Annotated in this window: 29 protein-coding genes; 14 read left to right on the top strand and 15 right to left on the bottom strand. The window is 57.3% G+C overall.

The window, feature by feature from the left end; all coding sequences use genetic code 11:
- Positions 1-157: 157 nt before the first annotated feature.
- The 3 genes from LDN12_RS17650 to LDN12_RS17640 form a co-directional block, all read right to left on the bottom strand.
- Positions 158-2,095 carry a TIGR03768 family metallophosphoesterase gene (locus LDN12_RS17650; RefSeq protein WP_223923963.1) on the bottom strand — a complete coding sequence of 646 codons (1,938 nt, stop codon included), beginning with the start codon at positions 2,093-2,095 and terminating at the stop codon, positions 158-160.
- Positions 2,096-2,516: 421 nt separating this feature from the next.
- Entirely contained in the window at positions 2,517-2,786 is a 270-nt protein-coding gene (locus tag LDN12_RS17645) for a hypothetical protein (protein ID WP_223923962.1), read from the bottom strand.
- A gap of 65 nt (positions 2,787-2,851) precedes the next feature.
- Positions 2,852-3,313: a bacteriohemerythrin gene (locus LDN12_RS17640; protein ID WP_223923961.1), complete on the bottom strand. Its 462-nt coding sequence runs from the start codon at positions 3,311-3,313 to the stop codon at positions 2,852-2,854.
- Between the two features lie 480 nt (positions 3,314-3,793).
- On the opposite strand from LDN12_RS17640, the gene LDN12_RS17635 reads away from it, so the two are divergent.
- The 5 genes from LDN12_RS17635 (at position 3,794) to LDN12_RS17615 (ending at position 6,637) form a co-directional block, all read left to right on the top strand.
- Complete coding sequence (locus tag LDN12_RS17635; protein ID WP_223923960.1) at positions 3,794-4,123, top strand: helix-turn-helix transcriptional regulator; 330 nt, start codon at positions 3,794-3,796, stop codon at positions 4,121-4,123.
- Entirely contained in the window at positions 4,120-4,584 is a 465-nt protein-coding gene (locus tag LDN12_RS17630) for an SRPBCC family protein (RefSeq protein WP_223923959.1), read from the top strand. The genes LDN12_RS17635 and LDN12_RS17630 overlap by 4 nt, the downstream gene beginning before the upstream one ends.
- Before the next feature lie 179 nt (positions 4,585-4,763).
- Positions 4,764-5,108 carry a cupin domain-containing protein gene (locus LDN12_RS17625; RefSeq protein ID WP_223923958.1) on the top strand — a complete coding sequence of 115 codons (345 nt, stop codon included), beginning with the start codon at positions 4,764-4,766 and terminating at the stop codon, positions 5,106-5,108.
- Between the two features lie 279 nt (positions 5,109-5,387).
- The gene (locus LDN12_RS17620) at positions 5,388-5,810 is read left to right on the top strand and encodes a cupin domain-containing protein (protein WP_223923957.1); all 423 of its coding nucleotides are present in this window, start codon (positions 5,388-5,390) and stop codon (positions 5,808-5,810) included.
- 482 nt (positions 5,811-6,292) lie between these two features.
- Entirely contained in the window at positions 6,293-6,637 is a 345-nt protein-coding gene (locus tag LDN12_RS17615) for a cupin domain-containing protein (protein ID WP_223923956.1), read from the top strand.
- 97 nt (positions 6,638-6,734) lie between these two features.
- Here LDN12_RS17615 and LDN12_RS17610 read toward each other — a convergent pair whose 3' ends face one another.
- From LDN12_RS17610 to LDN12_RS17590, 5 genes are all read right to left on the bottom strand, one after another.
- On the bottom strand, positions 6,735-7,037 hold the full coding sequence (locus tag LDN12_RS17610) for a hypothetical protein (protein ID WP_223923955.1): 303 nt from the start codon (positions 7,035-7,037) through the stop codon (positions 6,735-6,737).
- A 156-nt stretch (positions 7,038-7,193) separates the two neighbouring features.
- Positions 7,194-7,736, bottom strand: coding sequence for a tetratricopeptide repeat protein (locus LDN12_RS17605; RefSeq protein WP_223923954.1), 543 nt, complete (start codon positions 7,734-7,736; stop codon positions 7,194-7,196).
- A 285-nt stretch (positions 7,737-8,021) separates the two neighbouring features.
- On the bottom strand, positions 8,022-11,720 hold the full coding sequence (locus tag LDN12_RS17600; protein ID WP_223923953.1) for a PAS domain S-box protein: 3,699 nt from the start codon (positions 11,718-11,720) through the stop codon (positions 8,022-8,024).
- A 133-nt stretch (positions 11,721-11,853) separates the two neighbouring features.
- Positions 11,854-12,015 carry a hypothetical protein gene (locus tag LDN12_RS17595; protein WP_223923952.1) on the bottom strand — a complete coding sequence of 54 codons (162 nt, stop codon included), beginning with the start codon at positions 12,013-12,015 and terminating at the stop codon, positions 11,854-11,856.
- 32 nt (positions 12,016-12,047) lie between these two features.
- The gene (locus tag LDN12_RS17590; RefSeq protein ID WP_223923951.1) at positions 12,048-13,676 is read right to left on the bottom strand and encodes a methyl-accepting chemotaxis protein; all 1,629 of its coding nucleotides are present in this window, start codon (positions 13,674-13,676) and stop codon (positions 12,048-12,050) included.
- 524 nt (positions 13,677-14,200) lie between these two features.
- Here LDN12_RS17590 and LDN12_RS17585 point away from each other — a divergent pair.
- From LDN12_RS17585 to LDN12_RS17560, 6 genes are all read left to right on the top strand, one after another.
- Complete coding sequence (locus LDN12_RS17585) at positions 14,201-14,461, top strand: BrnT family toxin (protein ID WP_374045098.1); 261 nt, start codon at positions 14,201-14,203, stop codon at positions 14,459-14,461.
- Complete coding sequence (brnA, locus tag LDN12_RS17580; protein ID WP_223923949.1) at positions 14,451-14,675, top strand: type II toxin-antitoxin system BrnA family antitoxin; 225 nt, start codon at positions 14,451-14,453, stop codon at positions 14,673-14,675. Before LDN12_RS17585 ends, brnA begins: the two co-directional genes overlap by 11 nt.
- A 330-nt stretch (positions 14,676-15,005) precedes the next feature.
- A complete protein-coding gene (locus tag LDN12_RS17575; protein ID WP_223923948.1) occupies positions 15,006-15,866 on the top strand; it encodes a hypothetical protein in 861 nt (286 codons plus the stop codon).
- A gap of 404 nt (positions 15,867-16,270) precedes the next feature.
- Positions 16,271-17,590 (top strand): ATP-dependent endonuclease, encoded by a 1,320-nt coding sequence (locus LDN12_RS17570; protein ID WP_223923947.1) that lies wholly within the window; start codon positions 16,271-16,273, stop codon positions 17,588-17,590.
- A gap of 303 nt (positions 17,591-17,893) precedes the next feature.
- The gene (locus LDN12_RS17565) at positions 17,894-18,184 is read left to right on the top strand and encodes a hypothetical protein (RefSeq protein ID WP_223923946.1); all 291 of its coding nucleotides are present in this window, start codon (positions 17,894-17,896) and stop codon (positions 18,182-18,184) included.
- A 119-nt stretch (positions 18,185-18,303) separates the two neighbouring features.
- Positions 18,304-18,828, top strand: a complete 525-nt coding sequence (locus tag LDN12_RS17560) for a murein L,D-transpeptidase family protein (protein WP_223923945.1) — start codon at positions 18,304-18,306, stop codon at positions 18,826-18,828.
- A gap of 283 nt (positions 18,829-19,111) precedes the next feature.
- Here LDN12_RS17560 and LDN12_RS17555 read toward each other — a convergent pair whose 3' ends face one another.
- The 7 genes from LDN12_RS17555 to LDN12_RS17525 all read right to left on the bottom strand — a co-directional run bounded on the left by LDN12_RS17555 (position 19,112) and on the right by LDN12_RS17525 (position 23,108).
- Entirely contained in the window at positions 19,112-19,606 is a 495-nt protein-coding gene (locus LDN12_RS17555) for an N-acetyltransferase family protein (RefSeq protein WP_374045097.1), read from the bottom strand.
- 207 nt (positions 19,607-19,813) lie between these two features.
- On the bottom strand, positions 19,814-20,035 hold the full coding sequence (locus tag LDN12_RS17550) for a helix-turn-helix domain-containing protein (RefSeq protein WP_223923943.1): 222 nt from the start codon (positions 20,033-20,035) through the stop codon (positions 19,814-19,816).
- A gap of 235 nt (positions 20,036-20,270) precedes the next feature.
- A complete protein-coding gene (locus tag LDN12_RS17545) occupies positions 20,271-21,788 on the bottom strand; it encodes a hypothetical protein (RefSeq protein WP_223923942.1) in 1,518 nt (505 codons plus the stop codon).
- Positions 21,778-22,200 (bottom strand): terminase small subunit, encoded by a 423-nt coding sequence (locus LDN12_RS17540; protein ID WP_223923941.1) that lies wholly within the window; start codon positions 22,198-22,200, stop codon positions 21,778-21,780. The genes LDN12_RS17545 and LDN12_RS17540 overlap by 11 nt, the downstream gene beginning before the upstream one ends.
- A 231-nt stretch (positions 22,201-22,431) precedes the next feature.
- Entirely contained in the window at positions 22,432-22,590 is a 159-nt protein-coding gene (locus LDN12_RS17535; protein ID WP_223923940.1) for a hypothetical protein, read from the bottom strand.
- A 35-nt stretch (positions 22,591-22,625) separates the two neighbouring features.
- On the bottom strand, positions 22,626-22,883 hold the full coding sequence (locus LDN12_RS17530) for a hypothetical protein (RefSeq protein WP_223923939.1): 258 nt from the start codon (positions 22,881-22,883) through the stop codon (positions 22,626-22,628).
- A 48-nt stretch (positions 22,884-22,931) separates the two neighbouring features.
- Positions 22,932-23,108 (bottom strand): hypothetical protein, encoded by a 177-nt coding sequence (locus LDN12_RS17525; protein ID WP_223923938.1) that lies wholly within the window; start codon positions 23,106-23,108, stop codon positions 22,932-22,934.
- Between the two features lie 138 nt (positions 23,109-23,246).
- Between LDN12_RS17525 and LDN12_RS17520 the strand changes: the two genes are divergently transcribed.
- From LDN12_RS17520 to LDN12_RS17510, 3 genes are all read left to right on the top strand, one after another.
- Positions 23,247-23,645 carry a helix-turn-helix domain-containing protein gene (locus LDN12_RS17520; RefSeq protein ID WP_223923937.1) on the top strand — a complete coding sequence of 133 codons (399 nt, stop codon included), beginning with the start codon at positions 23,247-23,249 and terminating at the stop codon, positions 23,643-23,645.
- 116 nt (positions 23,646-23,761) lie between these two features.
- Entirely contained in the window at positions 23,762-24,085 is a 324-nt protein-coding gene (locus tag LDN12_RS17515; RefSeq protein WP_223923936.1) for a helix-turn-helix domain-containing protein, read from the top strand.
- A gap of 232 nt (positions 24,086-24,317) precedes the next feature.
- Positions 24,318-24,872 carry a four helix bundle suffix domain-containing protein gene (locus LDN12_RS17510; RefSeq protein WP_223923935.1) on the top strand — a complete coding sequence of 185 codons (555 nt, stop codon included), beginning with the start codon at positions 24,318-24,320 and terminating at the stop codon, positions 24,870-24,872.
- Positions 24,873-24,993: the final 121 nt, after the last annotated feature.

Genomic DNA, 24,993 nt, shown 5'->3' with positions numbered 1-24,993 from the left:
AATCATTTTCCCCAAGGTGGAATAAACGTCTCCTCGTGTGCCGTCCGGTCAGTTGTCGGAAATAATTCCCGGCTATTCTGCCTGATGCCAAGGCGCGGCGACGCAGGCGGCAGGCAAAAGAGCCGGAATTACGACAACGGATTAACCGGACAGTCCACTAGGCGGGAAATTGTTTCTGCAATGCGGCTGTCATGGCCGGGCTAAGCTGCTTGAACAGTTCCGCATTGTACGAACCGGTCGGCATCGGGCGGATGCTTGGATCGACCACGCCCGTTGAAGCCTGGGTGACCGGGTCCACCAGGCAGTTGGTGGACACATCGGCTTGGTAGATGCCCGCCGACTTGACTATCTGCTGCGCCGCGACGGCATATTTCAGCGACTTCGCGGCCGGCGTTCCGTCCTTGACCGCCGGGTCCACGTTGGTCGTGACGATCGAAACGGAGTAGTCGCTGTTGAGGTTGATGTCGAATGTGCGGAACTGCTGCGGGAAATCGTGGAGCGATGAGGTCTCGACCTGCCAGAATCCGTTCTCGGGGGCGCTCGGGTCGGGTGACGCAAACGCTTTCACGGCATTGACATGGCGATGCCCGGCGATCCACATCAGGAGGTTCGGGTGGCTATGGAGTTCCGCGAGCAAGTCCGCCAGCGTCACGGCGTTGGCCATTGGGGACGGGCTGGCGGGAGAAGCGGGAGCGGCCGTATTGTCGAACCACTCCATCCAGGTGCCTGCTTTCTGGACGCTGATGGGTATATGGGCTGCAATGATCATCAACTGGCCGGCGTCGGTGGCGGTGGCATCTCCAGCGGCAAGCTCGGCCTTGAGCCAGTCCCAGCGCGCCTGGTCGAGGAAGCCGTGCCCGTGGATGCTTATCGAACCGTCGTCCTCCCGCTGGGTATTGTCCAGGACAATGACCTTGATCGGGATGTCGGATTTCGGGACGAAGCTGTAGCAGGCGAAACCGGCCTCCTGGCCGGCCGGGACCAGATTGAAACCGTGCCCCGCCGGGCGGGTGGACGTATTGAAGAATTCCCTGACCCACTCGGCGGAAGCGAGCGATCGGCGGTCCGGGTCGGCAACGACCTTGGGGGGGCTGCTTAAGCCGGAGACGGCGCCATACTTGATGATGTTGCCGTTTGGCGTCGAACCGTCGATGACCCCCATGTAATACTGGGGCCACGAGGTATTGTAGATATTGTTGGGGCTGGCGAGAAGGTCGACTATGGCGAGAACTTCATCACTCGCGCAGGAGCCGCGCAGGCTGCGGCCATTGCCGTCTTGGACATCGGGGGGGACCGAGCCGAGCCAGAAACTGTCGTGATTGCCCCTGGCCTGATACCAGGGGATCGACGGGTCGAGCCCCGCTGCTTTGAACGGCTTCTGGTAGTCAATGGTGCCGGTACCGGCATGGGCGCCGGAGCTGGGGTCGATGACCTTGCCGTCGATGACGTCAATGTACCACCGCAACTCATTGTACTGGGTACTGTTGCAACTGTCGCCGAGGGAGATGCCGAAATCGATCGGGTCCTGTTTATGGAGGGCATTTACCGTCTGGATGACGGCATCAAGCATCTGGGTCGTGTACATCATCGTCGGCGAATAGACCGACGTGACGCCGGCTTCGACGCCGTATTTGTCCAGCGGCTGCATGTAGATCAACTGGGAAGGCGATTCCTTGTCCGTGATGTGGACATCCGTCATGGCGAAGAATCGCAAAAGCTTTGCCGGGTTGTTGATTGCCGGGGCCTGATAGGCCGGCGGCATGATGTCGGTGCGCTTCTCGCTGGGGAGAGGGGCTCCATACGACCACTCGCCATAGCCATTCTGGTCGTAAAGCGAAATCTGGTTCAGGTACGGGGGTGCGAGCGCTCCGGTGGTCGTACCGGGCACAATCGTTTTCTGAAGCGTCGTGTAGGCGGTGGAACTGATCGGGTACCCCGCAACCTGAGACCCGCCACTCGTACCGCAGCCAAACAGCACCGGACTGATGGAAGCGCATGCAAGCGCGCCGGCGGAAACCTTGATGAACTCCCGCCGATTCACGCTGCTGTTGAAGGTTGAATCGATGCTGTCGTGTGCCGGATCATCCTTTACCATGTGGGCTCCCTCTCGTTCTTTGGCAGATGAATGGTGCAATTAATGAGCACCGAATCCATTGGATTTACCATATTCTTTCACGATTGTCCGGTATATTTTGCGGGCACCGGGGTACGCCGGAGACATAATCCAACGATTGCCTTGACGAGAGAATTAATCCGGGGACCGTATACTTAATTCTCAGCCCGCAAGCCTTACCCCAAAAACGCCCCGCCAACCTTCTCCATCCCATCCCCCCTTCTACTCCCTGAAATCGCAAATTTCAATTGTAAAATCAACGTGTTAAAAATATTAACGCCGTCCCGGAAATGTTAATTTTTTTAACATTTTCCCGTCCTCCCCGAACCTGCCGATATTGCAAGAAAAAAGGCCCCCGGATCGCCTCCGGAGGCCTTTTTTGTATCGTTTTGACCCACCCGCCCTAACAGATCTCCGCAACCTCCAGGGTCCAGGTGAACGCTTTCGTATTGAGGGCCAGGACGTATTTGTTGGCCCCGTCCCACACGGCGAAGCTGATGACCTTGGCCGCACCCTCCATGTGGTCCCACAGGGAGCAGACCTCTTTGATGAAGATCCGTTCGCGGCTCAGCCGGTCGGTCTGCTCGAACCAGACCGGTTTGATCCTGCCCTGCTCGATGACCACGGCAACCCGGATCGGGCCGGGGAGTTGTATCGTTTTTACGGTAGGCATGATTACAGGTTGCCATATGACTACCATATCATGTCAATTGTTTTTTTCCGGGACCCTGCCCCGCGTCAGTCCCGGTCCGCCATGAACAGGGCCAGGTACGGCACGTAGCGCCGGTCCTCGTTCTCCAGATGGTCCACCCACCAGTTTCGCAAAAAGGTCAGCAACTCCAGGGAGAGGTCGTCGCGATCATCGAGACCGGCCTCGCAGATGGCCTGCGTCTTTTGCGCCATCCCGTAATGGACTTCCTGGTGCTCGGTAAACTTGGGATAGCCCACAAGGCGGAGAAGCCCCTCCTCGTCGGCGAAATGGGTCCTGGTGTACAACAGCAGATCGTTCAGGATGTTTTCCAGATCGAGCGGGCCGGCCTTTTCCTTCCGGTAGTTGTGGATGTCGTTGAGGATGTTGATGATCTTCATGTGCTGCTTGTCGAGCTTTTTGACGCCGACGCTGTACTCGTGCTTCCAAGCGATGAATTGCGTTTCGTCCTCCGGCTGCTCCCGGCTTGCGTCGATCTCCGGCATTTCCATGGCACCTCCAGTTTATGCGGGCGGCCTCGCCGAATCCGGGGTCCGGAGGCCAATCGGGGGACGGGACATGAAACTCAAGCAGATTACTATCCCCGGCATCCCTTTGTTCTTTATAAAATCAGTTTAGTAACCCCTTCCCATCTTACCCGTACAGCCGCAAACTTCAACAACAAAATCAATATGTTAAAATATTTAACACAATCCCGGAAATGTTAAAAAAATTACCATAAAAAGACCATTTCAGCCGTCTTCACCGAACCGGCCGTTATCACACGCAAAAAAACCACGGAACACCTCCGGGGGCCGCCGACTGTATCATTATGACCCATTCCCGCTGCGCCCCATCGAACCGGCCCGGCACAAAAAACCACGGATCGGCCGGGGCTCGGACACGTGCCGCGTCATTCCCCAAGACCCCGCCTGCCGCCGTGCGGCACGCCGCTCTTGACATGTAACCATGTGGTTACATATAATGAAGTCATGGACACGGATACCCTCTTCAAAGCGCTTGCGCACCAGAGCCGCAGGAAACTGCTGGACGCCCTGTGCGAGCGGAACGGCCAGACGCTCGGAGAGTTGTGCGAGCATCTGAGCACGAGCAGGCAGGCGGTGATGAAACACCTGGCGATCCTGGAGGATGCGAACCTCGTCACCGTGAAGTGGGAGGGGCGGGAGAAGTTCCACTTCCTGAACCCGGCCCCGATCCAGGAGACCTATGGCCGCTGGGTGGATAAATTCCAGCGGCACCGGGTGCAGGCCCTGGACTCTTTGAAGCGGAACCTTGAAGCAGAGAAAGGAGCATTACCATGAACAGCCCGATATTTCTGTACGTGAGCTATATCAGAACGACCCCCGAGGAGCTCTGGGAGGCCCTGACCAGCTCGGAATTCACCCGCGAATACTGGATGGGACTCACGGTGGAATCCGACTGGAAAACCGGCTCTTCCGTCCGCTTCATCAAGCCGGACGGCAGCAGCGTCCTCAGCGGCGCCATCCTCGCCGCCGAAAAGCCCCAGGTGCTCTCCTACACCTGGAGCTACCAGGGGACCGAGCAGGCGCGGGCCGAAAAACCCTCGCGGGTCACGTTTCTTCTGGAGCGCTTCGAGCCCGATCCGAACCTCGTGAAGCTCACGGTCACCCACGACGAGTTCCCGGAAAACACCACGGTGTTCAAGGACATCAGCAACGGCTGGCCGATGGTGCTGAGCAGCCTGAAGACCCTGCTCGAAACGAAACAGGCGATGCATTTTACGGGCAACTGCGGCAAATAACCGCAGCAGCAAGAACCGCACAGGGGCCGCGCCGGCATCTTTCCCTTCGGGGGGGAAGGCAGGCCCGGCCCCAAAGGCATCTGGTCCCCCCCGTTCCGGGCGCCGGGCGGGTGTGGGCATGCGGGACGATTTGCGGTACACTGTGGGAAAGGAGTCGAACGGCACAAGGAGGCGACGCTATGGATAGCGGGCAGGCGGCACTCGAAACGAAAGGCGTTACGGTAAAGTTACTGTCAACGGTCGACCTCGGCCCCGAGATCGAGGGCATGGAGGGGCGCCAACTGCGGATGCGCATGGTGACCATCGAACCCGGCGGCGTCTTCGGCCCGGTGCACGACCACAAGGACCGGCCGGGCACCGTCTATATCCTGCAGGGAACGATCACCGACCACCGGGATGGGGTCGCCACGGACTACGGGCCGGGGGTGGGCTGGCCCGAGGACCGGAACACCCTGCACTGGCTGGAGAACCGGGGAACGGTTCCGGCGGTGGAGATCTCGGTGGATATCGTCAGGCGATGGTAGGCGCAGGCGGGATGGGGAAGCCGAATTACCGGGGCATCATGCCTGTTTTTCCGGCGGCATGGATCAACCGGCGTGGTGTCCCTCTGTTCTTCCTACGCTACTTGAGTTATGATATATTTAAAAAAAGTAAGCTGAATATTAGCTGTTATAAAGTGACTAGCCATATGTTCCCGATTTGGGAATCTAAGTTCAGGGAGATATGCTCTCAGTCCCTAATCTGGCTTTTACTTTATGTGTGCCGGCTAGTTTCACTTTTACAGCCGAAAGGATGTGAAGGTGATGAAAGCACGTAACTTGTTTTACTCGTTCATGGTATCTGTGGGCTTGTTGCTTTTCTGCGGATACCCGGCAGCCAATTCCCAGGAAACGGCTCCCAGGGGCAATAAGGATTTTAAAGCGGAAGTAAAACAGGCAGTCGATCTGGGACCGGAAATTGAAGGTATGAACGGCCGCCAGTTGCGCATGCGGACTCTGACGATAGAACCAGGCGGATACATTGGGATTCATAGTCACAAAGACCGGCCGGCCGTTGTTTATTTCCTGCATGGCGAAGACACGGTAACTTCCGAAGACGGCACCGTAAAGGTCTTTCACCCTGGCGACACCTCTTCCGCAGACAAGGATACGATACATTGGCACCGTAACGATGGAAAAGAGCCGGTAACGCTCATTGCCGTCGATGTGTTTCATAAGGTAAAATGAACACACATCCGCATATGTATTGACCAAAACACATTGGCTTTCAGACCGCTACGGGGAGAGGCCCCTTAGTGGCGCCGTTGCCGCCTGTTTGGTGACTGCCGCTTTATCGGCTCCGGCATGTTGGCTCCTTAATAAGCAGCGTGTCCTCATATTCCCGCCTGTATCTCTTCCGGCCGGTAATTCCCCTGTCGCGGCCCGCCATATATGGTGGCTATGCCACATATGATGGATAGCGCTGACGGCTTCCCCCTCGCCACACCCCCATTTTATCCATTTATCCCTGTATAATCAGATTCTTGCATCCGAGGTTACTATTTGTTCCCTTCGGCATGTTCATTGCGATACACCTTTTCTGGAGACTCAAGATCAATCTGTTGGGATCAGACCTGCAAATTTCAAATTTTCTGCGAGAACCAGTGAACATTTTTGAAATTTGCAGACCTGACCCCTGGACTTTTTACTGTGGAAAAGGAGGCGACACTATGGATAGCGGGCAGGCGGCACCCGAGACGAAAGGCGTTACGGTGAAGTTACTGACAACGGTCCACCTTGGCCCCGAGGTCGAGGGCATGGCGGGGCGCCAACTGCGGATGCGCATGGTGACCATAGAACCCGGCGGCATCTTCGGCCCGGTGCACGACAATAAGGACCTGCCGGGCACCGCCTATGTCGTGCAGGGAACGATCACCGCGCACCGGGATGGGGTCGCCACGGACTACGGGCCGGGGGCGGGCTGGCCCGAGGACCGGAACACCATGCACTGGCTGGAGAACAGGGGAACGGTTCCGGCGGTGGAGATCTCGGTGGATATCGTCAGGCGATGGTAGACGCAGGCGGGATAGGGAAGCCGAATTACCGGGGCATCATGCCTGCTTTCCCGCGGCATGGATCAACCGGCGTGGCGTCCCACAATTCTTCCGTTTCCTACTTTCCCTTATAGGCGACTATGGTGCCCGCCTCAATGCGGACCGAGGGCCCAAGCACCGAACCCAGGCGGTCCTTCACCCAGAGCCTTGCTTTCTCGTTCGCGTTTATCGCCTCGGAAAGCGATTTGAAGATGGTAAGGGACATCATTGCGCCATCTCCCAGATCGATCCAGAAATATTCGACGAACCCCGGCAAAGAGGATATGAGCGGCACAAACACCTCATCCACCTTCTTCGCAGCGGCTTCCGGGTCCTTCACCCCTTCATAACGTCTCGCGGTGGCAAACATATTCCGTTTCATACTGCCCTCCCCCAACATTCCCCTGCGTTCCCGGACAGTATTACTCTACCACGGGGGGGCAAATATGAGAACAGGGGATTTGGCGACGTTTCTGTGGCTTGTTTGGTGATTGCCGCCTTATTCTGTTCCAGCGGTTGGGTTACAAGTCCTCTCAGCCTATAGCTCAGATGCCTTCTTCTCGAAGGTTGAAGCCAGATCATGTTGATTTGTTTTACGCAACTGATCTGCGTATTGACGCAAAACTTCGGACGTCCAGGTACGGTCCTGTCCCTCAAACTGCTTGGCTATTGGCAGAACTCGCTCAAGTAAGCGAGAACCATCCGTCCATTTCCCTTGTGCTGCAAGATTTACTGAGAGTTCTACCTCTCGCCGGCCAATCCTCAAGCTTGATGGCTGCGAAAACCTCTCTTCTATTGTTAACGATTGATTCAACAAGTCCTCAGCTTCTTGGAACTTGGCCAGCCTCCGTTTTATGAGAGCCAGATTGTAAAGCCTTTGAGATTTCAGCTCCTGTCCAAGATCACCCCAGTCAACATTTACAAGGGCTCGATAACAAGCTTGTTCCGCGTCATCCAATTGGCCCTCACTCATCGCTATATGGCATATTTCTGCGTAATTGTCGGATGTTGCACGGTTAATCGGATTTGCACATCCAGCGATCAAAAGTGTGAAAAGTAAGATAATGAGTGCATTTTTCATATGTATCCTATTTACCCAACGTCGTTGGAAGAATTTGTTAGGCTCAGGCCTACGAACTTCAAATTTTCAGCGAGAACCAGTGGACATTTTGAAATTTGTAGGCCTGATCCCTGGGTTTTCATTAACTAAAAAGGTTGTTTAAAATTAGATCAATAATTTAAAACTTGGGGGTGCACCAGCGGTGCGGGTTCATCGTGCCGACTCTGGGTAATCCACGAGGGGTCAGGTCTACACTCTACACAAAATGAAAAATACAGCCCCCGGCAACCTCCACTATGCCCCATCTCACTCCCCATCCAACACCTCGCGCACCTTTACCGCCAGCTCCTGGGCCGAGAAGGGCTTGGAAATGAAGTTCACCCCTTTGTCCAGCACCCCGTGATGGGCGATCACATTGGCCGTGTATCCCGACATGAACAGGCTTTTCCGCACCAGACCCAGGCTTCTCAGCTCATCTGCCAGTTCCCTGCCGTTCATCTCGGGCATGACCACGTCCGTCAGCAGCAGGCTGATCACGCCGTCGTATGCTTTGGCCAGCGCGATCGCCTTGCCCGGCGTTCCCGCCGTCAGCACCGTGTAACCGAACTTTTCGAGCAGGGCCTTGGTCATGCTCAGGATACCCGCCTCGTCTTCCACCAGCAGGATGCATTCGTGTCCGTGCGAGGGGAGCAAAACCGGGGCTTTGTCCTGATCCTGCCCGGCGTCGCCCGTATAGCGCGGCAGATAGATCTTGAACGTGGTGCCCTGCCCCGGCTCGCTGTATACCTTGATGAAGCCGTTGTTCTGCCTGACGATGCCGTAGACCATGGCCAGCCCCAGGCCGGTCCCTTCACCGAGCGCCTTGGTCGTGAAAAACGGCTCGAAAATATGCGCCTGGGTTTCCCTGTCCATGCCGCACCCGTCGTCGCTCACCACGAGCAGCACATAATCGCCCGGGATGAATCCCAGGTTGGCGGCGCAATACTCCGCGTCGTAGCTGCCGTTTGCGGTCTCGATGGTGATCTTGCCGGTGTCCTTGATGGCGTCGCGGGCGTTGACGCACAGGTTCGCCAGGATCTGGTCGATCTGGGTCGGGTCCATATGGACCTTCCAAAGCTCGGCCGCCGGATGCCATTTGAGCTGGACATCCTCGCCGATGAGCCGTTGGAGCATCTTGAGCAGGCTTGCCGTGGTCCCGTTCAGGTCCACCACCTTGGGGGCGATGGTCTGCCTGCGGGCGAAGGCCAGGAGTTGTCCCGTCAGTTCGGCCGAACGCTGCGCCGTTTTCGAGATCTCCGTGAAGTCGGCGCGCGCGGGATGATCCAGCCCCAGACGCATGAGCCCCAGCTCCGCATGGCCTAAGATGATGGTCAGCATATTGTTGAAGTCATGGGCCACGCCGCCGGCCAGACGGCCGATGGACTCCATCTTCTGGGCCTGGTTGAGCTGGGCTTCGAGCCGGGATTTCTCCGCCTCCGCGAGCACAATATCCGTGACATCGGCATTGACGCCGATCATGCGCACCGCCGTGCCGTCCCTATCCCGTATGACGATGGCATTGCCCTTGATATGCCTGACCGTGCCGTCCGGGCGGCGGATGCGGAACACGATGTCGAACTCGCCCGTACCGTCCAGCGCGGCCTGCCGTGCGGCAAGAGCCGTTTCCCGGTCCTCCGGGTGGATTCCCGCCAGCCACGGGTCGACACCTTCCGCGTAGGTATCGCGGGTAATGCCGTACATTTCGTACAGCCGGTCGTCCCAGAGTTTATGGTTGTCGCGGATATTCCAGTCCCAGATCCCCAGGCCGGCGGACGAGGTCGCCAATTGCAGCCGCTGGGAGATGTTCGTCAACTGCTCGAAGGTGCGCTTGCGCTCCGTGATGTCCGAAAAGGTTATGACGGCCCCGTGCAACTCGCCGTCGTCCAGGATGGGATACGAAGAGTATTCGACGGGAAAGAACGTGCCGTCGCGGCGCCACAGCACTTCATTGTCCACGCGGCACCCTTCGCCGCCCAGGCTCGCGGGATGAAAGATCGGGCAGTTTACGATCGGGTACGGCCGGCCGTCGGCACGGCGATGGTGAATGAGGGCGTGTATGTTCTTGCCGATGCACTCATCCGACTCATAGCCCAGCATCGTAAGGGCCGACCGGTTGATGAAGGTGCAGGTTCCGGCCGGGTCGATGCCGTAGATGCCCTGGTCCGTATTCTGGAGCAGGTTCAGGATCAGTTCGTTGCTCTCTTTCAGCTTCTCCTCGGCCTGCTTGCGCAGCATGGACTCGCCGATATTTTCGGCGACTTTTTCCAGGCTTTCTATTCCTTCGAGGGTGAAACGCCCTTTCCTGCGGTCGTTCAATTGGAGCAGACCGGCAATGCGCCCCTTGGCCCGGATCGGGATCAGTGCTATGGATGCGTACCCTTGATGTATGCACTCGTTGCGGGGATTGGTCCGGGGGTCGTCGTCGGCCGGCACGTGAAGAAAGGGGAAGGAGTCGTTCGTCCAGGCGCTGCCGCCTTTGGTGAAAAGGGGATTGGTTGGGTCGGTCCTGCACGTGACGACCAGCCCGCAGGTGCATTCCAGGCAGATGTTGCCGCACTCGTCCCGGCAAATCCCCCCGTCCTTCGCCCTGGCCAGCAATGAATTCTCTCTTAGCAGAAAGTCCTGGGGGAACCCCTCCTGGTAGAAATAGGGGTAGTCGTCCTCATCCTGGAGGCGGATACCCACGGCATCGACGCCCGTTGCCGATTTGATTATTTCGATGACACCCTGGATTGCCGCTTTCCGGTCGTTCTTTTCATTCAATACCAGCAGGATATCCTGCCCCATGTTGCGATAGGCTTCCGCCCGCTTGAGCCCGGTGATGTCGCGGCAGGTGACGACCGACCCGATGATCAGGCCGTCGTTGTTCCGGATGGGCCCGAAACTGAAACTGCCGGCCCAGGTCTCGCCGGTGTCTTTGCGGCGGAGGGTATATTCGGCGTTTTTGACCGTTTCCCCCCGGAGCGCCCGCGGGACCGCCCACATGTCCAGCGGCGCCAATTCGCCATTATCCATGAAGACGTCGATAAGGTCCGGGTAGTCGGCAAGCCTTTTCGAACACTCCTCCTTGTCCCCGAACCGGTGGAAGGTGGCAAAGGCTTCATTCAACTCGATAAACTCGCCGTCCGCATTGGAGATGAAGACCGCATCGGTCATACTGGACAGCGCCGCTTCCAGAAAGACCTTTTTCTCCAGCAGGTCGTCTTCGGCCTTCTTGCGTTTGGATATATCGACCGCAACGCCGAAAATGCGGGTCACCTTTCCGGAAGGGTCGAAATAGGCCTGCGCCTTTACCTCCAATGTCACCTGATTCCCATCGCTCAGCACGAGCCTGACCTCGGCCGTGTAGGTGTCCGCGCCCGGCTTCAGGCCGCCGATGGCCTTCTCAAGCTTCGGCCGGTCGTCGGGGTGGACATATTCGAAGAATTTCCGGGCGGTGGCCTTGGCCAATACCTCGTGATCGACGCCGAAGACATTCCGGCAACTCTCGGAGCGGAGCACGGTGTCCGCGGCCATGTCCCAGTCGAAGGTGAACAGGTTGGAAACGCTCAATACCTGCTGGGTTACGCTCTCGTTCTCCTGCAACCTTTTCTGGATGCGTACCCGCTCGGTGATATCGAACGAATAGTGGAAATAAAGATCGTCCGTGACCGGCACCCAGTGCGCTTCGAATACCCTGGAGCCCACTTCTATTTCTATGCACTGCTCCTTCCCGGTGGCCCACAGGTCCTCAGCCAGACACCAGGAACAGGGGGCTTCTTTCTTCCGCCAGGACTCGAAGCATGTCGAGCCGCCGACCATGCCGATCTCCTTTGCGGCCCGGTTCGACAGGACGACCTCCCGCGTCGCCTTTCTCAGAAGGCCCGCAACGCCGGGGAAATGGTCCAGCAATAACTGGTATCCCCTCATTTCGCCCGGGAGGCGATCATCGGCGCCGGCGGCGGGCGCGAACAAGTTTGTGGACATGATTGCCTCCAGAACTACCTGCCGGGGGAGCGGCAAGCCCCCCTCTGCCGCACACCGGCATCCCGGACCGGCAAGGGGATACGCTGCTTATCCGCCCCTCTCCGGTCCGCCGCGGCTTGCCCGCGACCGTACGCTAGTGCTCCCCCCGGGCCAGTACGGCCAGGGCCGTGAGCGAAACACAGACCTTCGCAATTACCGGCTCGGCGGGGCTTGTGCCAAGCACCCCCACGCCGGCTACGATCAGCAGGGTGATACCCACACCCGCAACAACCCAACCCGTCAGTATCTTGAACATGGTACGACTCCAATCCGGCCCGGCCTCTTCCCTTACGTCAATCTGAACCTGCCGACCAACTCCTGGAGAATCACGGCGTTCGACGACAGTTGCGACGCCGCGGCGGCCGTCTCGCTCGCCCCCCGGGAGGACTGATGGACGACCTCGGTAATCTCCTGAATGTTCGACGTTATCTCGCTGGTGGTGGCGGTCTGTTCCTCCGCCGCCGTCGCTATCTGGTTGATCTGCATGGTCACTTCATTGATCCGGGACAAGATCTCTTCCAGGGCCTGCCCCGATTTTTCCGAGCTTGCCGCCCCCTTCTCGACCTCCGAAACACCCTCCTCCATTGCGGAGACGGCGGATTTGGTCTCGTTCTGGATGGTTTTTATCATGTCGGAGATCTCTTTGGTCGCCTTGGTCGTCCGCTCCGCAAGCGCGCGCACCTCGTCCGCGACCACGGCAAAGCCCCTCCCCTGTTCGCCCGCCCTGGCGGCCTCGATGGCGGCGTTCAATGCCAGCAGGTTGGTTTGATCCGCAATATCCTCGATCGTGCCGACGATCGCCCCGATCTGCTCGGAGCGCGCGCCGAGGCTTTCAACGGTTTGGGCCGATTGCTTCACGCGTTCCGCAATCCTGCCCATGCCGTTGATGGTCTCCTGGACGACACTCGCCCCGTTTGTGGCGGAGCGGCTCGTCTGCTGCGAGCTTTCCGCCGCCATGGTGCAGTTGCGGGCGATATCGGTGCTGGTTGCGGCCATCTCCTCGCTCGCCGTGGCCACGGTATTCGTCTGCGAGGCGACCTCCTCCGCCCCGGTGGCGATATGCTCCGCGGTGGCCTGAAGCTGGCTTGCGGCGGAGGCCACCTGGCTGGAGGTGTCCGCCACCTTGCCGAGTATATCCCGCAGGTTGCCGATCACCCTGCGCGACGACTCCGCCAGGTGGCCGATCTCGTCGGCGCCGGTCACCGCAATCGTTACGGTCAGGTCGCCGTTGGCAAGCCTCTCGTTCGCGGCCACAAGCTCGGATATGGGGCGGATGATGCTCCTCATGATGAAGAGCGTCGTGAACACGGAAAGAACGCCGGAGAGGACGAGGATGATGACGGTGATGCTGCTTGTTCGTTTCACCGACGCCGCAACGTCGTCACCCGCCTTGTCCATCTGCTTCCCCTGGAACAGGATGATATCGTCGATAGCCTTGAAATATTCGCCCTGGGTCTTGCGGACGCTCGTGAAAAGCTCTTTTCCGGCCTCATCCTTTTTCCGGTTTTCGATCAGTTCGATTATCAGGTCTTGGGATTTGACATAGGCGGCGCGCTTTTCCTGGAGCCTTGCCATCATGGCCTTGCCCTCGCCGGACTGGATGCCCTTGTCCAACTCGTCGATTTTTTTCGTGATCGCCTCGCGCGCTTCCAGAATCCTTTTCTTCTCCTTCTGGTTGTCGGCCGGGTCGTCGCTCAGGATCATGTTCCGCACCGCCCTGGCGATCACGTTCATATTATCTTTGACCTCCGCCAGGGAACGGGCCTTCGGCCAGCGGTCGTCGGTGACCCGCTGGACCTCGCCGTTTATGGACGACAGGCGGCTGATGGAATAGACCCCCAGGATGACGAGGAACAGCAGAACGACACCGAACCCGATAGTTAGCCTGACCCCGATTTTCATGTTCGAGCTGTTCATGACGGTATAGTCCTTTCAGATTGGTTGACTGAACACGGTTGCACCAGGGGCCGGACAGGCCCGGCTCGCGCACGTAACATCGGCAAAGGGCGGCATGGCGGAGAGCGCATGCGAAACCCAGGAAGGGAATTACGGGGACGGGAGACGTGACCGCCGGCCCCGGAAACCCTTCCGCACAGCCCCCCGCACGCCTTCGCCAATCCTGTTAAAACCCACTCACCTTCTACTCTCCGTATTCACAAATTTCAATCGCAAAATCAATATGTTAAAATAATTAACACTCACCCCGAAAGTGTTAAAAAAATTAACATAAAAAGACCATTTCAGACTGCTTCCCCGAACACCACGGTATCACACGAAAAAAGGCCCCCGGATCGCCGCCGGAGGCCTTGTTTTGTATCATTATGACCCATTGCGCCCGCTACGGCCTCCCGATGGGAACACCGCACCTCCTGTGCACAACCATCCGCACCGGCACGGAAAAAGGTTTGCCGTGGCGGTTGCAAAGGTATACTATCTATACCATGACATTCGAGTACGATTCCGAAAAAAGCGACGCCAACAGGAAGAAGCATGGGATTGATTTCACTGCTGCGCAGGCGTTATGGGACGACCCGGATCGTATCGAGATACCGGCACTGACGACCGGTGAACCACGGTTTCTGGTACTAGGCAGGATCGACGGTAAACACTGGTCGGGGGTCATAACGTATCGGGGGGAGAACGTCAGGATCATCTCGGTGCGCCGTTCGAGGAAAGAGGAGGTCCATATCTATGAAGGCTGAAGAGTTCGACAGGAAATTCGACGACAACGAGGATATTTCCGCCTATCTGGACGTCTCCAGGGCTCATCGGCCCGGACAGGAGCAAAAGAGGGTGAATGTGGATTTCCCGGTGTGGATGATCCGGGAACTGGACAAGGAAGCAAAGCGCCTGGGGGTGCCCCGGCAATCCATCATCAAGGTCTGGGTGGCCGAACGGCTCCGAAAGGCGGCCTGATGCCCTCCCGGCTGTCCGGGTGCGAGGCACACGGGGGACAGGCCGCTTATCGGTGCCTGACGTTACGCCGGCCTTGGGGATTATCGGCTCTGCAAGATTCAAAACGCCTTACAATTCCCCGCTGAAATGTGAAATGCGCCGACCTGCCCCGATGAGTTTTACCGGAATTCGGCACCTTGAATTATCGGGCCGATATATTACAATAACCTCACAGGCACCTGACCGGCAGCCGTACCCGGTCCCCGAATCTCCCCTGCGCGCCGCGCGCCGGGCTTTCACGGGGGGCGGAGGGAGACCGGCAGCGGGAACGATGTGAGAGGGGGTCATACCATGAAAAGATTACTCGTGCTGACGATGCTATCGGCGTTGACATGCGTTGTTCCGCCGGCGGCGATGGCCGGGGTGAATGTGGACATCAGCATTTCCCTGCCGCCACCCGTCGTATTTTCCGCGCCTCCCGAGGTGGTGGTGATACCGGGGACCTATGTCTATGCCGTGCCCGACATGGATGCGGACATCTTCTTCTACAACGGCTGGTGGTGGCGTCTGTGGGACGGGCGCTGGTACCGCTCCCATTACTATGACTCGGACTGGGTCTACTATCGACGGATTCCATCCTTTTATACCTGGGTACCGCCGGGGTGGAGGAACGACTACCGGGAGCATCGCTGGCAAGGGCGTCAGTGGAACTACCGGCGCATACCGCCCCAACAGGTCCAGCGCAACTGGAGGAATTGGGAAAAGAACCGGCATTGGGAGAAACAGCAGACGTGGGGTGTCCAGGGCATGAGGCCCCAGGCGCGGCCGCAACCGCAAAGGCCGCAGCAGACCCGGCCGCAACCGCAAACGGTCAGACCGCAACCCAGGGAGGCCCAGCCGCAGCGCATGCAGCCGCAACAACAGCAACACATACAGCAACAGCAACACATACAACAACAGCAACACATACAACAACAGCAACACATACAACAACAGCAACACATGCAGCAACAGCAACACATGCAACAACAGCAACACATGCAACAACAGCAACACATGCAACAACAGCAACACATGCAACAGCAACGCGTACAGCCGCAGCAACAGCAGCAACATATGCAACAGCCGCAACGCCGCGAAGCGCCGCAACAGCCCGGACCTCGGCAGGAAAACCCCGGAAGGGGGGCGGACGAAAGGAACGAGAGAAGGTAGGAACCCACGGCTCGGAAAGGCGGCCTGATCCCCACCCGGCAATCCGGGGGTGATTATCCGCCGGCGGGAATAGGCACGCCCCCTGAAAGCGTGTATCATAACGACACAAAAAAGGCGCCCGGAGACGATCCGGGGGCCTTTTTTCGTATGAAAACAGCGGGTTCGGCGGATGGCCGTTCATGTTAATTTTTTTAACACTTTCGGGATAGTGTTAATATTTTTAACATACTGATTTTGCAATTGAATTTTGCATTCGCGGGGAGTAGAAGGGTGGGTGATCGTGATGTTGTTCTTTTGCGGCGGAAGTGGGGGCGGTGCGGGTTGGGGGATGGATACCAATAAGTAGCCTGTCCCCGTATTGGTCCCTTAGTCTCTCCGAGTTAGCCAACATCAAAGGATAAATTATGTATCAATATGATCAAAAGCCAGGAACTCGCTTATCAGATGAATCAGCCTCTGCTCTCCAACAAATACATGATTCGGAATACTCTGTGCTTGTTGGCAGAAATAATTGCGGGAAGTCTTTTCTGTTGAAGGCGTTAACTCAGCAATGGGGAAAGAATTCTTCTTACCTAGGGCCGGCGAGATATCAGAATTTTAATTTGCTGGGCTATTACATTCCAAACAGGAATAGGAAAGATGAGAAGTGGCAGCAATGGCAGCAGCAATGGCAGCAGCAACAGCAAAATATTGATAATTCGCCGGTCAATCTCCAACAAGCAATTTCAGAACTGTCTGACGAAAAAAGAGAACACTTAATAGAGATAATTTATGAACTTATGGGTGTTAAACTCGAAATTCGTCATACTGTCTATGATAATTCAATGTCTCAGAAATATATTTCATGTGGAGGGCACAACATTTCATATACAAGCTCTGGTTTTAGGTTGATAGCAACTCTTGTTACAAGCCTTATGGATACTGATTATGAAAAATTTCTTATTGATGAGCCTGAGCTTGGTATTAGCCCAGAAGCACAAGGAATATTAGCTGATTTTCTTTTCGATCGTAAACACCGTGAAAAATATTTTCCTCATATTAAGACTATTGTTTTTGCAACACATTCAACAATATTTTTAGATAGGAATAACATCTATAATAACTTCACTGTTGAAAAAAATGGTGACGAAATATCTGTTAGAAAAGTTGAGACACAAACTGATTTTAATGACATCCATTTCTTTTTACTAGGTAATCGCTTCGAAACTCTTTACTTGCCTTCTGCAATAATATTGGTTGAAGGTAAATCTGATCATAGCTTCATTGATCGTGTGCTCGCTCTTCGTTATCCAGGATACTTAATAAGTGTTGTACCTGCACACTCCGACAGCAGAATTAAAGAAATATTGAGTATTGCGAAAGGGCTCTTTTCTGATTTACAGAAAAGTCCATATAGAGACAGAATCTTTGTGATCCTTGACTCGACCCATACCGCTGGTTTGCCGGAGCAGTTGATCACAATGGGACTAACTTCTAACCACATTGTTAAGTGGCCTAAAAATGGCATCGAGTATTACTATCCTCCCTCCATCGTCGACAAGATTTTTGGCATTGGTCCAGAGATACAAATTACAGGAGATATTATTTCCCGCAACGGCATCTCGCATTCAAAGGCAGTGTTGGCAGAAAAAATAGTTTCACTCTTGGACTCGGTCACACCTATGCAAGCTGATTTTACGCAGCTTTTTCTGGTGCCACTTGAGGCAAAGATTGGGGTACTATAAGGCGTCAGAGGAGAATTCCGGGGACAGTATACTTAATTGGGAACAGGCACCAAATGAGTAGCAGAGAGCCAATAAGTAGCCTGTCCCCTTTTCTGTCTTCGAGAGTGGTGGCTGCGTAATGAGAATACGGTCGTGCTCGTAACCTACACAACCGGCCTTGAGCACCGCGGGCAAGAAGATTCTGTTATCGACCAAATTCTTGCCACACTCGAAGTGGCATGACGCCCAACAGCGGCGCAGACACTGACGCGGCTCCTCGCCGCGTAGGTCACGCCGCGACACGTTGGCGAATTGAGTTTCACTATGACCGAAATAGATAAAATTCTTGCACAAGAGGAAGAGACTTGGCGAGACAGAACATATGAGGAAATTCTGAGTCTGTTAAATAACACTCAGTGTTATTCAATACGCAAGGGGCGTAAAAATTACTATTTAGAAGTTGATGGCGAACAGAGTACCAACCAAGGCGAGATAATTGTCAGAATTGAATGTTCTCGCGTGTTTTTATTTTTCCTGTGGTCTGGCAAGGCCAGATATTTTGCATTTTCGCAATCTTTAGAAACAAGAAGCGTAGACAAAAGCGAGTATTTTTAATAGACGTACGGGCAGGCGCAGGCAGGATTGACCTTAAACATTTTGCGAGACAGGAATTGCCAACAAGGCCAGTGGAGCGGTGAACCCGCTCACCGGCCAGCCGTTGAACGAAAGAAAAAATGAAAAAGCTGATCATCATCGCATTAATTATCGTGTCGGTGGGCATTGCCGCCCTTTCCTTCAAGGCCGGACGGCTTGAGAACCCCTTACCAGCAAATGCGACGGCAGACAAGATTCTAATCGAAAAGAGCAAGCGTCGCCTGACATTGTTGAACAAGAATATTCCGCTGAAAACCTATGAAGTATCGCTAGGCAAAGAGCCTGTTGGAAAGAAAACAGAAGAAGGCGATGGACGAACCCCGGAAGGAATTTATTCAATCGACAGAAGAAAGCTCAACAGCAAATATCATCGGGCGCTACACGTCTCCTATCCAAACGCTGAAGATACCGCGCAGGCAAGAGCACGAGGAGTTTCTCCGGGCGGCGACATCATGATTCATGGGTTGCCGAATGGCATTGGCTTCATCGGCAAACTTCATACGAAAAGAGACTGGACACTCGGCTGCATCGCCGTGACAGACCCTGAAATCGAGGAGATTTGGCGCGTGGTTCCAGATGGGTCTACAGTGGAAATTGTGCACTAAAATCGGACGTTCAACCGGCCGGCCATGCGCCGCCCCGAGAAGCCGGACGGTGCAGCCGGGCTCACCGTTGGGCAAAAGATGAACAACAGAAATGGGCACCAATTTACCGTCTGCTCTTCATGCCCGTATTCCCATACTTACCGGAAGAAATGGAGTTACTATGAAATTGCTCGGAAAACCGATTCTACTCCTTCTCATCCTGCTTTTGACCGGAAAGCAATAAGGGGACATCTCCTTATCGCTCCCCGGCCCCCCGGTTTCTTTCGATGCGAGTTTCCGGCTGTCATGCTTCCAGCAGCTTGTACATGACGAACGCATCCACAAAGCCGAGCTTCGCGTGGCGGAACGCGCCGGGGATGGTACCCACTATGGCGAAGCCCAGCTTCTGCCAGAGACGCACGGCGCCCTCATTGGTGGAGACCACGAAATTGAACTGCATCGCGCGGAATCCCAACCGCGTGCCCTCCTGCTGGGAATGCTCGCACATGAGCGTCGCCACCCCCTTGCCCCGGGCGTTATCGCCGACAATATACCCGCAGTTGCACACATGCGACCCCAACCCCGGCTGATTCGGCTTGAGGAAGTACGTGCCGAGCACGGCGCCGTCCTCGTCCTTGGCCACATAGGTTGCGGCCGGGACCTCGACCCACAGCCTGCGGGCCTCGGCCTCCGTTATATCCGGTGCATACGAATAGGTTTCGCCCGCGCGGAATACGGGCGCGATGATGTCCCAGACCAATGGCCAATCTGCCTGTTCGAACGGTGCTATGGTGATCATGCGGCGCGCTCTCCTGGTGAGATATAATGAGTCGATTCCGGCAGTGTACCCAAAACGCGCCGATTGCGATAGAGTTATGCGCAAATTATGGACCGAATGAGCGAATGGCGGGAAACAATTCATTATCTTGTGTCCTCCAAATATCCAACAGAGGCCCCCGGATCACCTCCGGGGGCTTTCACTTGCGTCGTCACGGCCCGCCCTCCCCTACGGCTCCTCGAACCCGCCCTGCACGAACTCGATGGCCGAGGCCGCGGTGAAGCGGATAAATCGCGTATCCCCATAGGCCATCCACGCCTTGAGCGGGGTCTTGCGCGAGTACCACCAGTTGCGCACCGTGCGGGTGGTCACCTCCATGGCCTGGGCCAACTCCTGGGCGCTCACCCACCGCCGCCTGCGCCACGTATCCATGCTCTCGTCGATATTCATCGCTCAACCTCCATTCAAAGTCAAAACCTGCCACAGAGACACGGATAACATTAAAGATTACCACCTGCCACGGAGACACAGAGACACAGAGGAAACCAGAAACAAGGCAAATAAAAATATCGAATCCCGCTGCTGGTTTTACCCCGAAAAAGTCTTGTGCATTTTCTTGTGCCTTTCTCTGTGTCTCTGTGTCTCTGTGGCGGGTTTAAGATTTTTCCGTTCCTTGGTATTTTGGTTATTTCCACGGGTCGTATTCCACCACATGCCCCGCCCTTCCGCCCAGCGCCGCGCGCTTGGGGGTTTCCACCGAGGCGTACACCAGGGCGTCCCCCTTGTCCGGGGAGCGGCCGATGCGGGCCATGAGGTCTTCCTTGGATTCGATGAGGATCTTGCCCGCGCGCAGGGTCCAGGTGGGAGCGCACAGGTCGGCGCGGACGGCCTGGCCCGGCGGCAGGGCCACGGGGGGCACGGCGGCGGGGTCCAGGGCTTCGCGCATCTTCCACCACAATTCGGCCCGCAGGTTGTGGAAGCGGAGCTTGCCGCTTTTGTCCGCGCCGTAGCTGGCCGCCGCGCCGTTGATCGCCACCACGTGCACCCCGGCCTGGTTCAGGTGATCGTAGGGGCTGGTGCCGCAGCCGATGACGTCCACGTGGATGGGTGCGCCGTCCCGCGCGGCGGACATGGCCACGGCGGCGGCGCTGGGGCCGTCCGGGGTGGCGCTGCCGGGATAGCAGAGGAGCGTGTCGTACCATGCCCCGTGACGGCGGGCGACGACCGTCTCGGCCCTTCCGCCCCGCGCCACGTCCTGCCCCACGGCGTCCATGGGGCCTTGGCGGCCCTGCTCGCTCCACCGGGCCTGGGCCGCCGCCACCCAGGCGTTGGGGATCACCTGGAAGGGGTTCTCGTCCCGGCCCGCGCTGAAATCCCCCTCCAGCATCCGGGAGCGGAGCGGTTCGGGCAGCGCCTGGAGGGTGGCCTCGTAGCCGGTCTCCATGAGGAAGGGGTTGTCCTGCACCTTTGATGGGATAAAGGTGCGGGATTGGGGCGTGATCCGCCGCCCCCGGTGGAGGAACGGCTCGCCGCTCTCCAGCTCCACGTCCTTGCCCTCCTGCACGGCGAACCAGCGCAGCTCCCCCGGCGCGGCCGGGTTGGGATGGTCCTTGTCCAGCCAGGGCGCCCAGTAGCGCACCACCCACTCCCCCTGGCTGTCCACGGGCGGGTTGCCGGTGCAGATGACCCGGCAGCGCTGCCCCCTGCTCGTGGTGCGCAGCCAGGTGATGAGGAAGCGGAACTGGGCCTCGGGGAAGGAGGTGATCTCGTCGAAGACCTTGAGGTCGTGGGGGCGGCCCTGGTATTTCTTCTCGTCCCCCGGCACCGGTACGGCCCCGAACTCCACCTGGCGGCCCGGCAGCCGCCACACGTTGCGCTGGGCGTTGAAGCCGTCGGCCGTGCCCAGGATCTCGCCCATGCGGTCGATGATGGCCTGCAACTCGGTGCCGACCCGGCGGAAGATGATGGAGCGCCGGTGCCGGGTCAGGGCCGCGCCGATCACCAGGTCGGTCTTGCCCCCGCCGGCCGCCCCGCCGTAGAAGAGCACGTCCGCCGCCGAATCGTAGGCCGCCTGTTGCGGCCCCTGGAACAAAGGCACCCAGGCCGGGGTGAGCCGCCTGGCGATGGCCGCCAGCTCGGCCCGCTCCTCGGGGGTGGCATAGCCCAGAAGCCCTTTCAGCTTTTCCAGCGCATCATGGGACATTGGCGCGCCCCTCAAGGATGGCGATGAGGGTCAGGAGCCGGTTGGACAGCTCCGTGTCCGACAGCTCCACGGCCCCCTCCGTCCCGGCGTGCTCCACCCGGTCGGTGAAGAGCTTCAGGTGCTTGCCCAACAGCTCGTTGGCCTTCAGCGCCTGGGTGAGGCTCCCCCTGGTCACGGCCTTGCTCCGGATCTCCACGATGGAGCGGATAATGTCCTCGCTGCTCACCTGCGGCTTTTTGCTCCGGGTCGTCAACGCCTGGCGGATCGCCGCGCCGACCTCCGGCTGGTGCAGCAGCTCGCTGCCGGTCGAACCGGCCCGGCGCGGGCTGTACCCGGCCCGGAGGGCCGCCTGGGTGGCGTTCAGGTCCACCAGATATTCGTTCACGAACAGCAGTTGTTTTTTGTTCAGCACAGGTACCTCCTTTAAAGGCTGATGGGACTTATAGGGATTATGGGACCTATGGGACAAATAGGAAACCATGGGACTTATGGGACCAATAGGACAAATAGGAGCCCCGATTTCCCATAAGCCCCATAAATCCCATAAGTCCCATAACCCATAAGTCCTATAAATCCCATAAGTCCCATAACCCATAAATCCCATGATTTCCCATAAACCCCACAATTTCCCATAGCCACCCATTCACGGCAGCTCCGGGACCGCATCCGCCCAAAAACCGCACATGAGGCAGCTATACCCCTCCACCCAGGCCTGATCGTCGGCGTCGCGCTCCAGGGTCGAAGGGGTGGTGATCACCGCCACCAGACGGATATGCCGGGAGCGGCACTTGGGACATTCCATGTCGTAACCTCCTCAATCAATACCATCAAAAAGACCTACATCTGCCACAGAGACACGGAGACACAGAGGTACACAGAGAAGGCAAAGAAAAACAAAAAGATTTTTTGGGGGGAAACCTGCATACCGAATTGTTCTTTGCCTTCCTCCCGGTTTTCTCCGTGTCTCTGTGTCTCCGTGGCGGATTCAAGTTTTTGCCCGTGTCCCTGCCCCTGCCGCTCCGCCTCCGCCTGCCAGCTCCGCCCGTGGGGGGAGGCCAGCCAGGCCTGGTGATTGTGCCGCTGCGGGTCCTTCATGGCGGCGGCCCCGTTGACCGCGCGGCGGTCGCGGAAACCGGTTCCGGGCTAACCGCACGGCGCATGGGCTTCCTCCTCGGCCAGGCGGGAGTAGATCAGGCCCCTCACGATGCTCCCCACGGAGATGCCGGTGCGCCGGGACAGGTTGTGCAATTCCCGTTTCTTGGTCAGGGGCAGGCGCAGCGACATGCTTGCGGTATGATCCGGTTGATCTGGTTCCGTCATGTACCACCTCCTTTTTGATTCAAAACTAAATCTATTTGATTTAGTAGTCAAGCTAAAAATAAACATATTGATTTTTTTATTTGACAAACGGCAGGATTAAATTAAGCTTCACAATAATTCACTGAGGGGGCGATCATCATGGACACCGGGAACAGCATACGGGAACTCCGTCTGGAGGCGGGCTACACGCAACAACAACTGGGCGCGGTCATCGGGGTCAAGGCGGCCTACATATCGGCCCTGGAGCGGGGACAGCGCCGTCCGGGGAAAAAGCTCCTCCCCCTCCTGTGCGACGCCCTCGCCGTGGACGAGATGACCATCCTCTTCGGCCCGCGCAAGGCGCAACACCACCGGGAAGACCAGGAGAAAACGGAACTGCGGGCCATAATCGAGCGCCTCACCCGCAACCAGATACTCCACGTGCTCCGGTACATACAAGACCTGCTGGCCGCCGGCGAACGGAACGATACCTACAGGCCCTTCATCCTGCGCCAACCCTTCACCAACCGTCCGGTCCGGTCCCGTCCCGTCACCTGACCGCACATCCTTTTTGATTAAGCAAACATGTGCGTACAATGCATTATGCTTTTGGTTTGCCATGCCCCCGTGTTAGATTAAGCTTAGAATCACATCAACAGGGAGGGTAACCGGTAATGTCTGTCGGGGAAAACATCAGGAGATTGCGCGAGGAAGCGGGCTACACGCAGAAGCAGTTGGCCGAGATCATCCAGGTGAAGGAGCCGTACATATCGGCCATGGAACGGGGACAGCGCCGTCCGGGGAAGAAGATCCTCCCCCGGCTGTGCGACGCCCTCGCCGTGGACGAAAAGACCATACTGTACGGCCCGCGGGAGGCGGAGCAACGCCCGTTGAGCTACGAGGAAAAGGTCCTGCTGGCGGCGACCGAAGGCCTGTCCAGCATGCAGGTGCGCCAGGTGATACAGTATATGATGAAACTGAAAGCGGCGGACGAATGAGGGAAAGAGTGACCCCTGAGAACCATGGGACTAATGAGAACCATGGGACTTATAGGACCAATGGGACTTATGGGACCAATGGGACTTATGGGAAGGCCTTGCGAGCCCAGTCTTTTCATAAGTCCTATTTGTCCCATAGGTCCCATAAAACTGCCGCTGCCACGACCACCACCCCCGCTGCCACCACCCCCGCTGCCACCACCACCCCCGCTGCCCCTACCCCCACCCTCCCATGACCTCCATCATCCTGCCCCACGGCGACTACCGGAATCTGCTCTCCTACCAAAAGGCTTTAGTTGTCTACGACCTCACCTTCCGCTTTTGCGCCCGGTTCCTCACCAGGGGCGACCGCACCATCGACCAGATGGTGCAGGCGGCCCGCTCGGGCAAGCAGAATATCGTGGAAGGGAGCAAGGCGGCGGGGACGTCGAAGGAGATGGAGATCAAGCTGACCAACGTGGCGCGGGCCAGCCTGGAGGAGTTGCTGGAGGATTACCGGGATTACCTGCGGGTGCGGGATCTGGAGATCTGGGCCAAGGATTCCCCCGAGGCCCGGTATGTGAGGAAACTGGGGAATACCACCCCTGCGGATTTCGCGACCTATCGCCCGTTCGTGGAGACCCGCCCCGCCCAGGTGGTGGCCAACATGGCCCTGTGCCTGATCCACCAGACCAACTACCTGCTGGACCGGCAGATACAATCACTGGAACGGGATTTCCTGAAAGACGGCGGCCTGCGCGAAAGGATGACCAGGGCGAGGGTGGAGGCGAGAAAGGAAAAATCGTAAGATCAAAATCATGGGACTTATGGGAAATCATGGGACTTATGGGACCAATGGGACTTATGGGAAATCGGGGTTCCCATAGCTCCTATAAGTCCTATAGCTCCTATAAGTCCTATAAGTCCTA

Origin of the sequence: Geobacter sp. AOG2 (assembly GCF_019972295.1) — a bacterium.
Taxonomy (GTDB): Bacteria; Desulfobacterota; Desulfuromonadia; order Geobacterales; family Pseudopelobacteraceae; genus Oryzomonas.
The sequence above is the reverse complement of the archived record's forward strand: the minus strand, read 5'-3'. Positions and strand labels throughout refer to the sequence as shown.

Bases quoted from the DNA above. Each gene is read 5' to 3' on its own strand.
- LDN12_RS17650 (WP_223923963.1), bottom strand. From the start codon at position 2,095: ATGGTAAAGGATGATCCGGCACACGACAGCATCGATTCAACCTTCAAC.
- LDN12_RS17645 (WP_223923962.1), bottom strand. From the start codon at position 2,786: ATGCCTACCGTAAAAACGATACAACTCCCCGGCCCGATCCGGGTTGCC.
- LDN12_RS17640 (WP_223923961.1), bottom strand. From the start codon at position 3,313: ATGGAAATGCCGGAGATCGACGCAAGCCGGGAGCAGCCGGAGGACGAA.
- LDN12_RS17635 (WP_223923960.1), top strand. From the start codon at position 3,794: ATGGACACGGATACCCTCTTCAAAGCGCTTGCGCACCAGAGCCGCAGG.
- LDN12_RS17630 (WP_223923959.1), top strand. From the start codon at position 4,120: ATGAACAGCCCGATATTTCTGTACGTGAGCTATATCAGAACGACCCCC.
- LDN12_RS17625 (WP_223923958.1), top strand. From the start codon at position 4,764: ATGGATAGCGGGCAGGCGGCACTCGAAACGAAAGGCGTTACGGTAAAG.
- LDN12_RS17620 (WP_223923957.1), top strand. From the start codon at position 5,388: ATGAAAGCACGTAACTTGTTTTACTCGTTCATGGTATCTGTGGGCTTG.
- LDN12_RS17615 (WP_223923956.1), top strand. From the start codon at position 6,293: ATGGATAGCGGGCAGGCGGCACCCGAGACGAAAGGCGTTACGGTGAAG.
- LDN12_RS17610 (WP_223923955.1), bottom strand. From the start codon at position 7,037: ATGAAACGGAATATGTTTGCCACCGCGAGACGTTATGAAGGGGTGAAG.
- LDN12_RS17605 (WP_223923954.1), bottom strand. From the start codon at position 7,736: ATGAAAAATGCACTCATTATCTTACTTTTCACACTTTTGATCGCTGGA.
- LDN12_RS17600 (WP_223923953.1), bottom strand. From the start codon at position 11,720: ATGTCCACAAACTTGTTCGCGCCCGCCGCCGGCGCCGATGATCGCCTC.
- LDN12_RS17595 (WP_223923952.1), bottom strand. From the start codon at position 12,015: ATGTTCAAGATACTGACGGGTTGGGTTGTTGCGGGTGTGGGTATCACC.
- LDN12_RS17590 (WP_223923951.1), bottom strand. From the start codon at position 13,676: ATGAACAGCTCGAACATGAAAATCGGGGTCAGGCTAACTATCGGGTTC.
- LDN12_RS17585 (WP_374045098.1), top strand. From the start codon at position 14,201: ATGACATTCGAGTACGATTCCGAAAAAAGCGACGCCAACAGGAAGAAG.
- brnA (WP_223923949.1), top strand. From the start codon at position 14,451: ATGAAGGCTGAAGAGTTCGACAGGAAATTCGACGACAACGAGGATATT.
- LDN12_RS17575 (WP_223923948.1), top strand. From the start codon at position 15,006: ATGAAAAGATTACTCGTGCTGACGATGCTATCGGCGTTGACATGCGTT.
- LDN12_RS17570 (WP_223923947.1), top strand. From the start codon at position 16,271: ATGTATCAATATGATCAAAAGCCAGGAACTCGCTTATCAGATGAATCA.
- LDN12_RS17565 (WP_223923946.1), top strand. From the start codon at position 17,894: ATGACCGAAATAGATAAAATTCTTGCACAAGAGGAAGAGACTTGGCGA.
- LDN12_RS17560 (WP_223923945.1), top strand. From the start codon at position 18,304: ATGAAAAAGCTGATCATCATCGCATTAATTATCGTGTCGGTGGGCATT.
- LDN12_RS17555 (WP_374045097.1), bottom strand. From the start codon at position 19,606: ATGATCACCATAGCACCGTTCGAACAGGCAGATTGGCCATTGGTCTGG.
- LDN12_RS17550 (WP_223923943.1), bottom strand. From the start codon at position 20,035: ATGAATATCGACGAGAGCATGGATACGTGGCGCAGGCGGCGGTGGGTG.
- LDN12_RS17545 (WP_223923942.1), bottom strand. From the start codon at position 21,788: ATGTCCCATGATGCGCTGGAAAAGCTGAAAGGGCTTCTGGGCTATGCC.
- LDN12_RS17535 (WP_223923940.1), bottom strand. From the start codon at position 22,590: ATGGAATGTCCCAAGTGCCGCTCCCGGCATATCCGTCTGGTGGCGGTG.
- LDN12_RS17530 (WP_223923939.1), bottom strand. From the start codon at position 22,883: ATGAAGGACCCGCAGCGGCACAATCACCAGGCCTGGCTGGCCTCCCCC.
- LDN12_RS17525 (WP_223923938.1), bottom strand. From the start codon at position 23,108: ATGACGGAACCAGATCAACCGGATCATACCGCAAGCATGTCGCTGCGC.
- LDN12_RS17520 (WP_223923937.1), top strand. From the start codon at position 23,247: ATGGACACCGGGAACAGCATACGGGAACTCCGTCTGGAGGCGGGCTAC.
- LDN12_RS17515 (WP_223923936.1), top strand. From the start codon at position 23,762: ATGTCTGTCGGGGAAAACATCAGGAGATTGCGCGAGGAAGCGGGCTAC.
- LDN12_RS17510 (WP_223923935.1), top strand. From the start codon at position 24,318: ATGACCTCCATCATCCTGCCCCACGGCGACTACCGGAATCTGCTCTCC.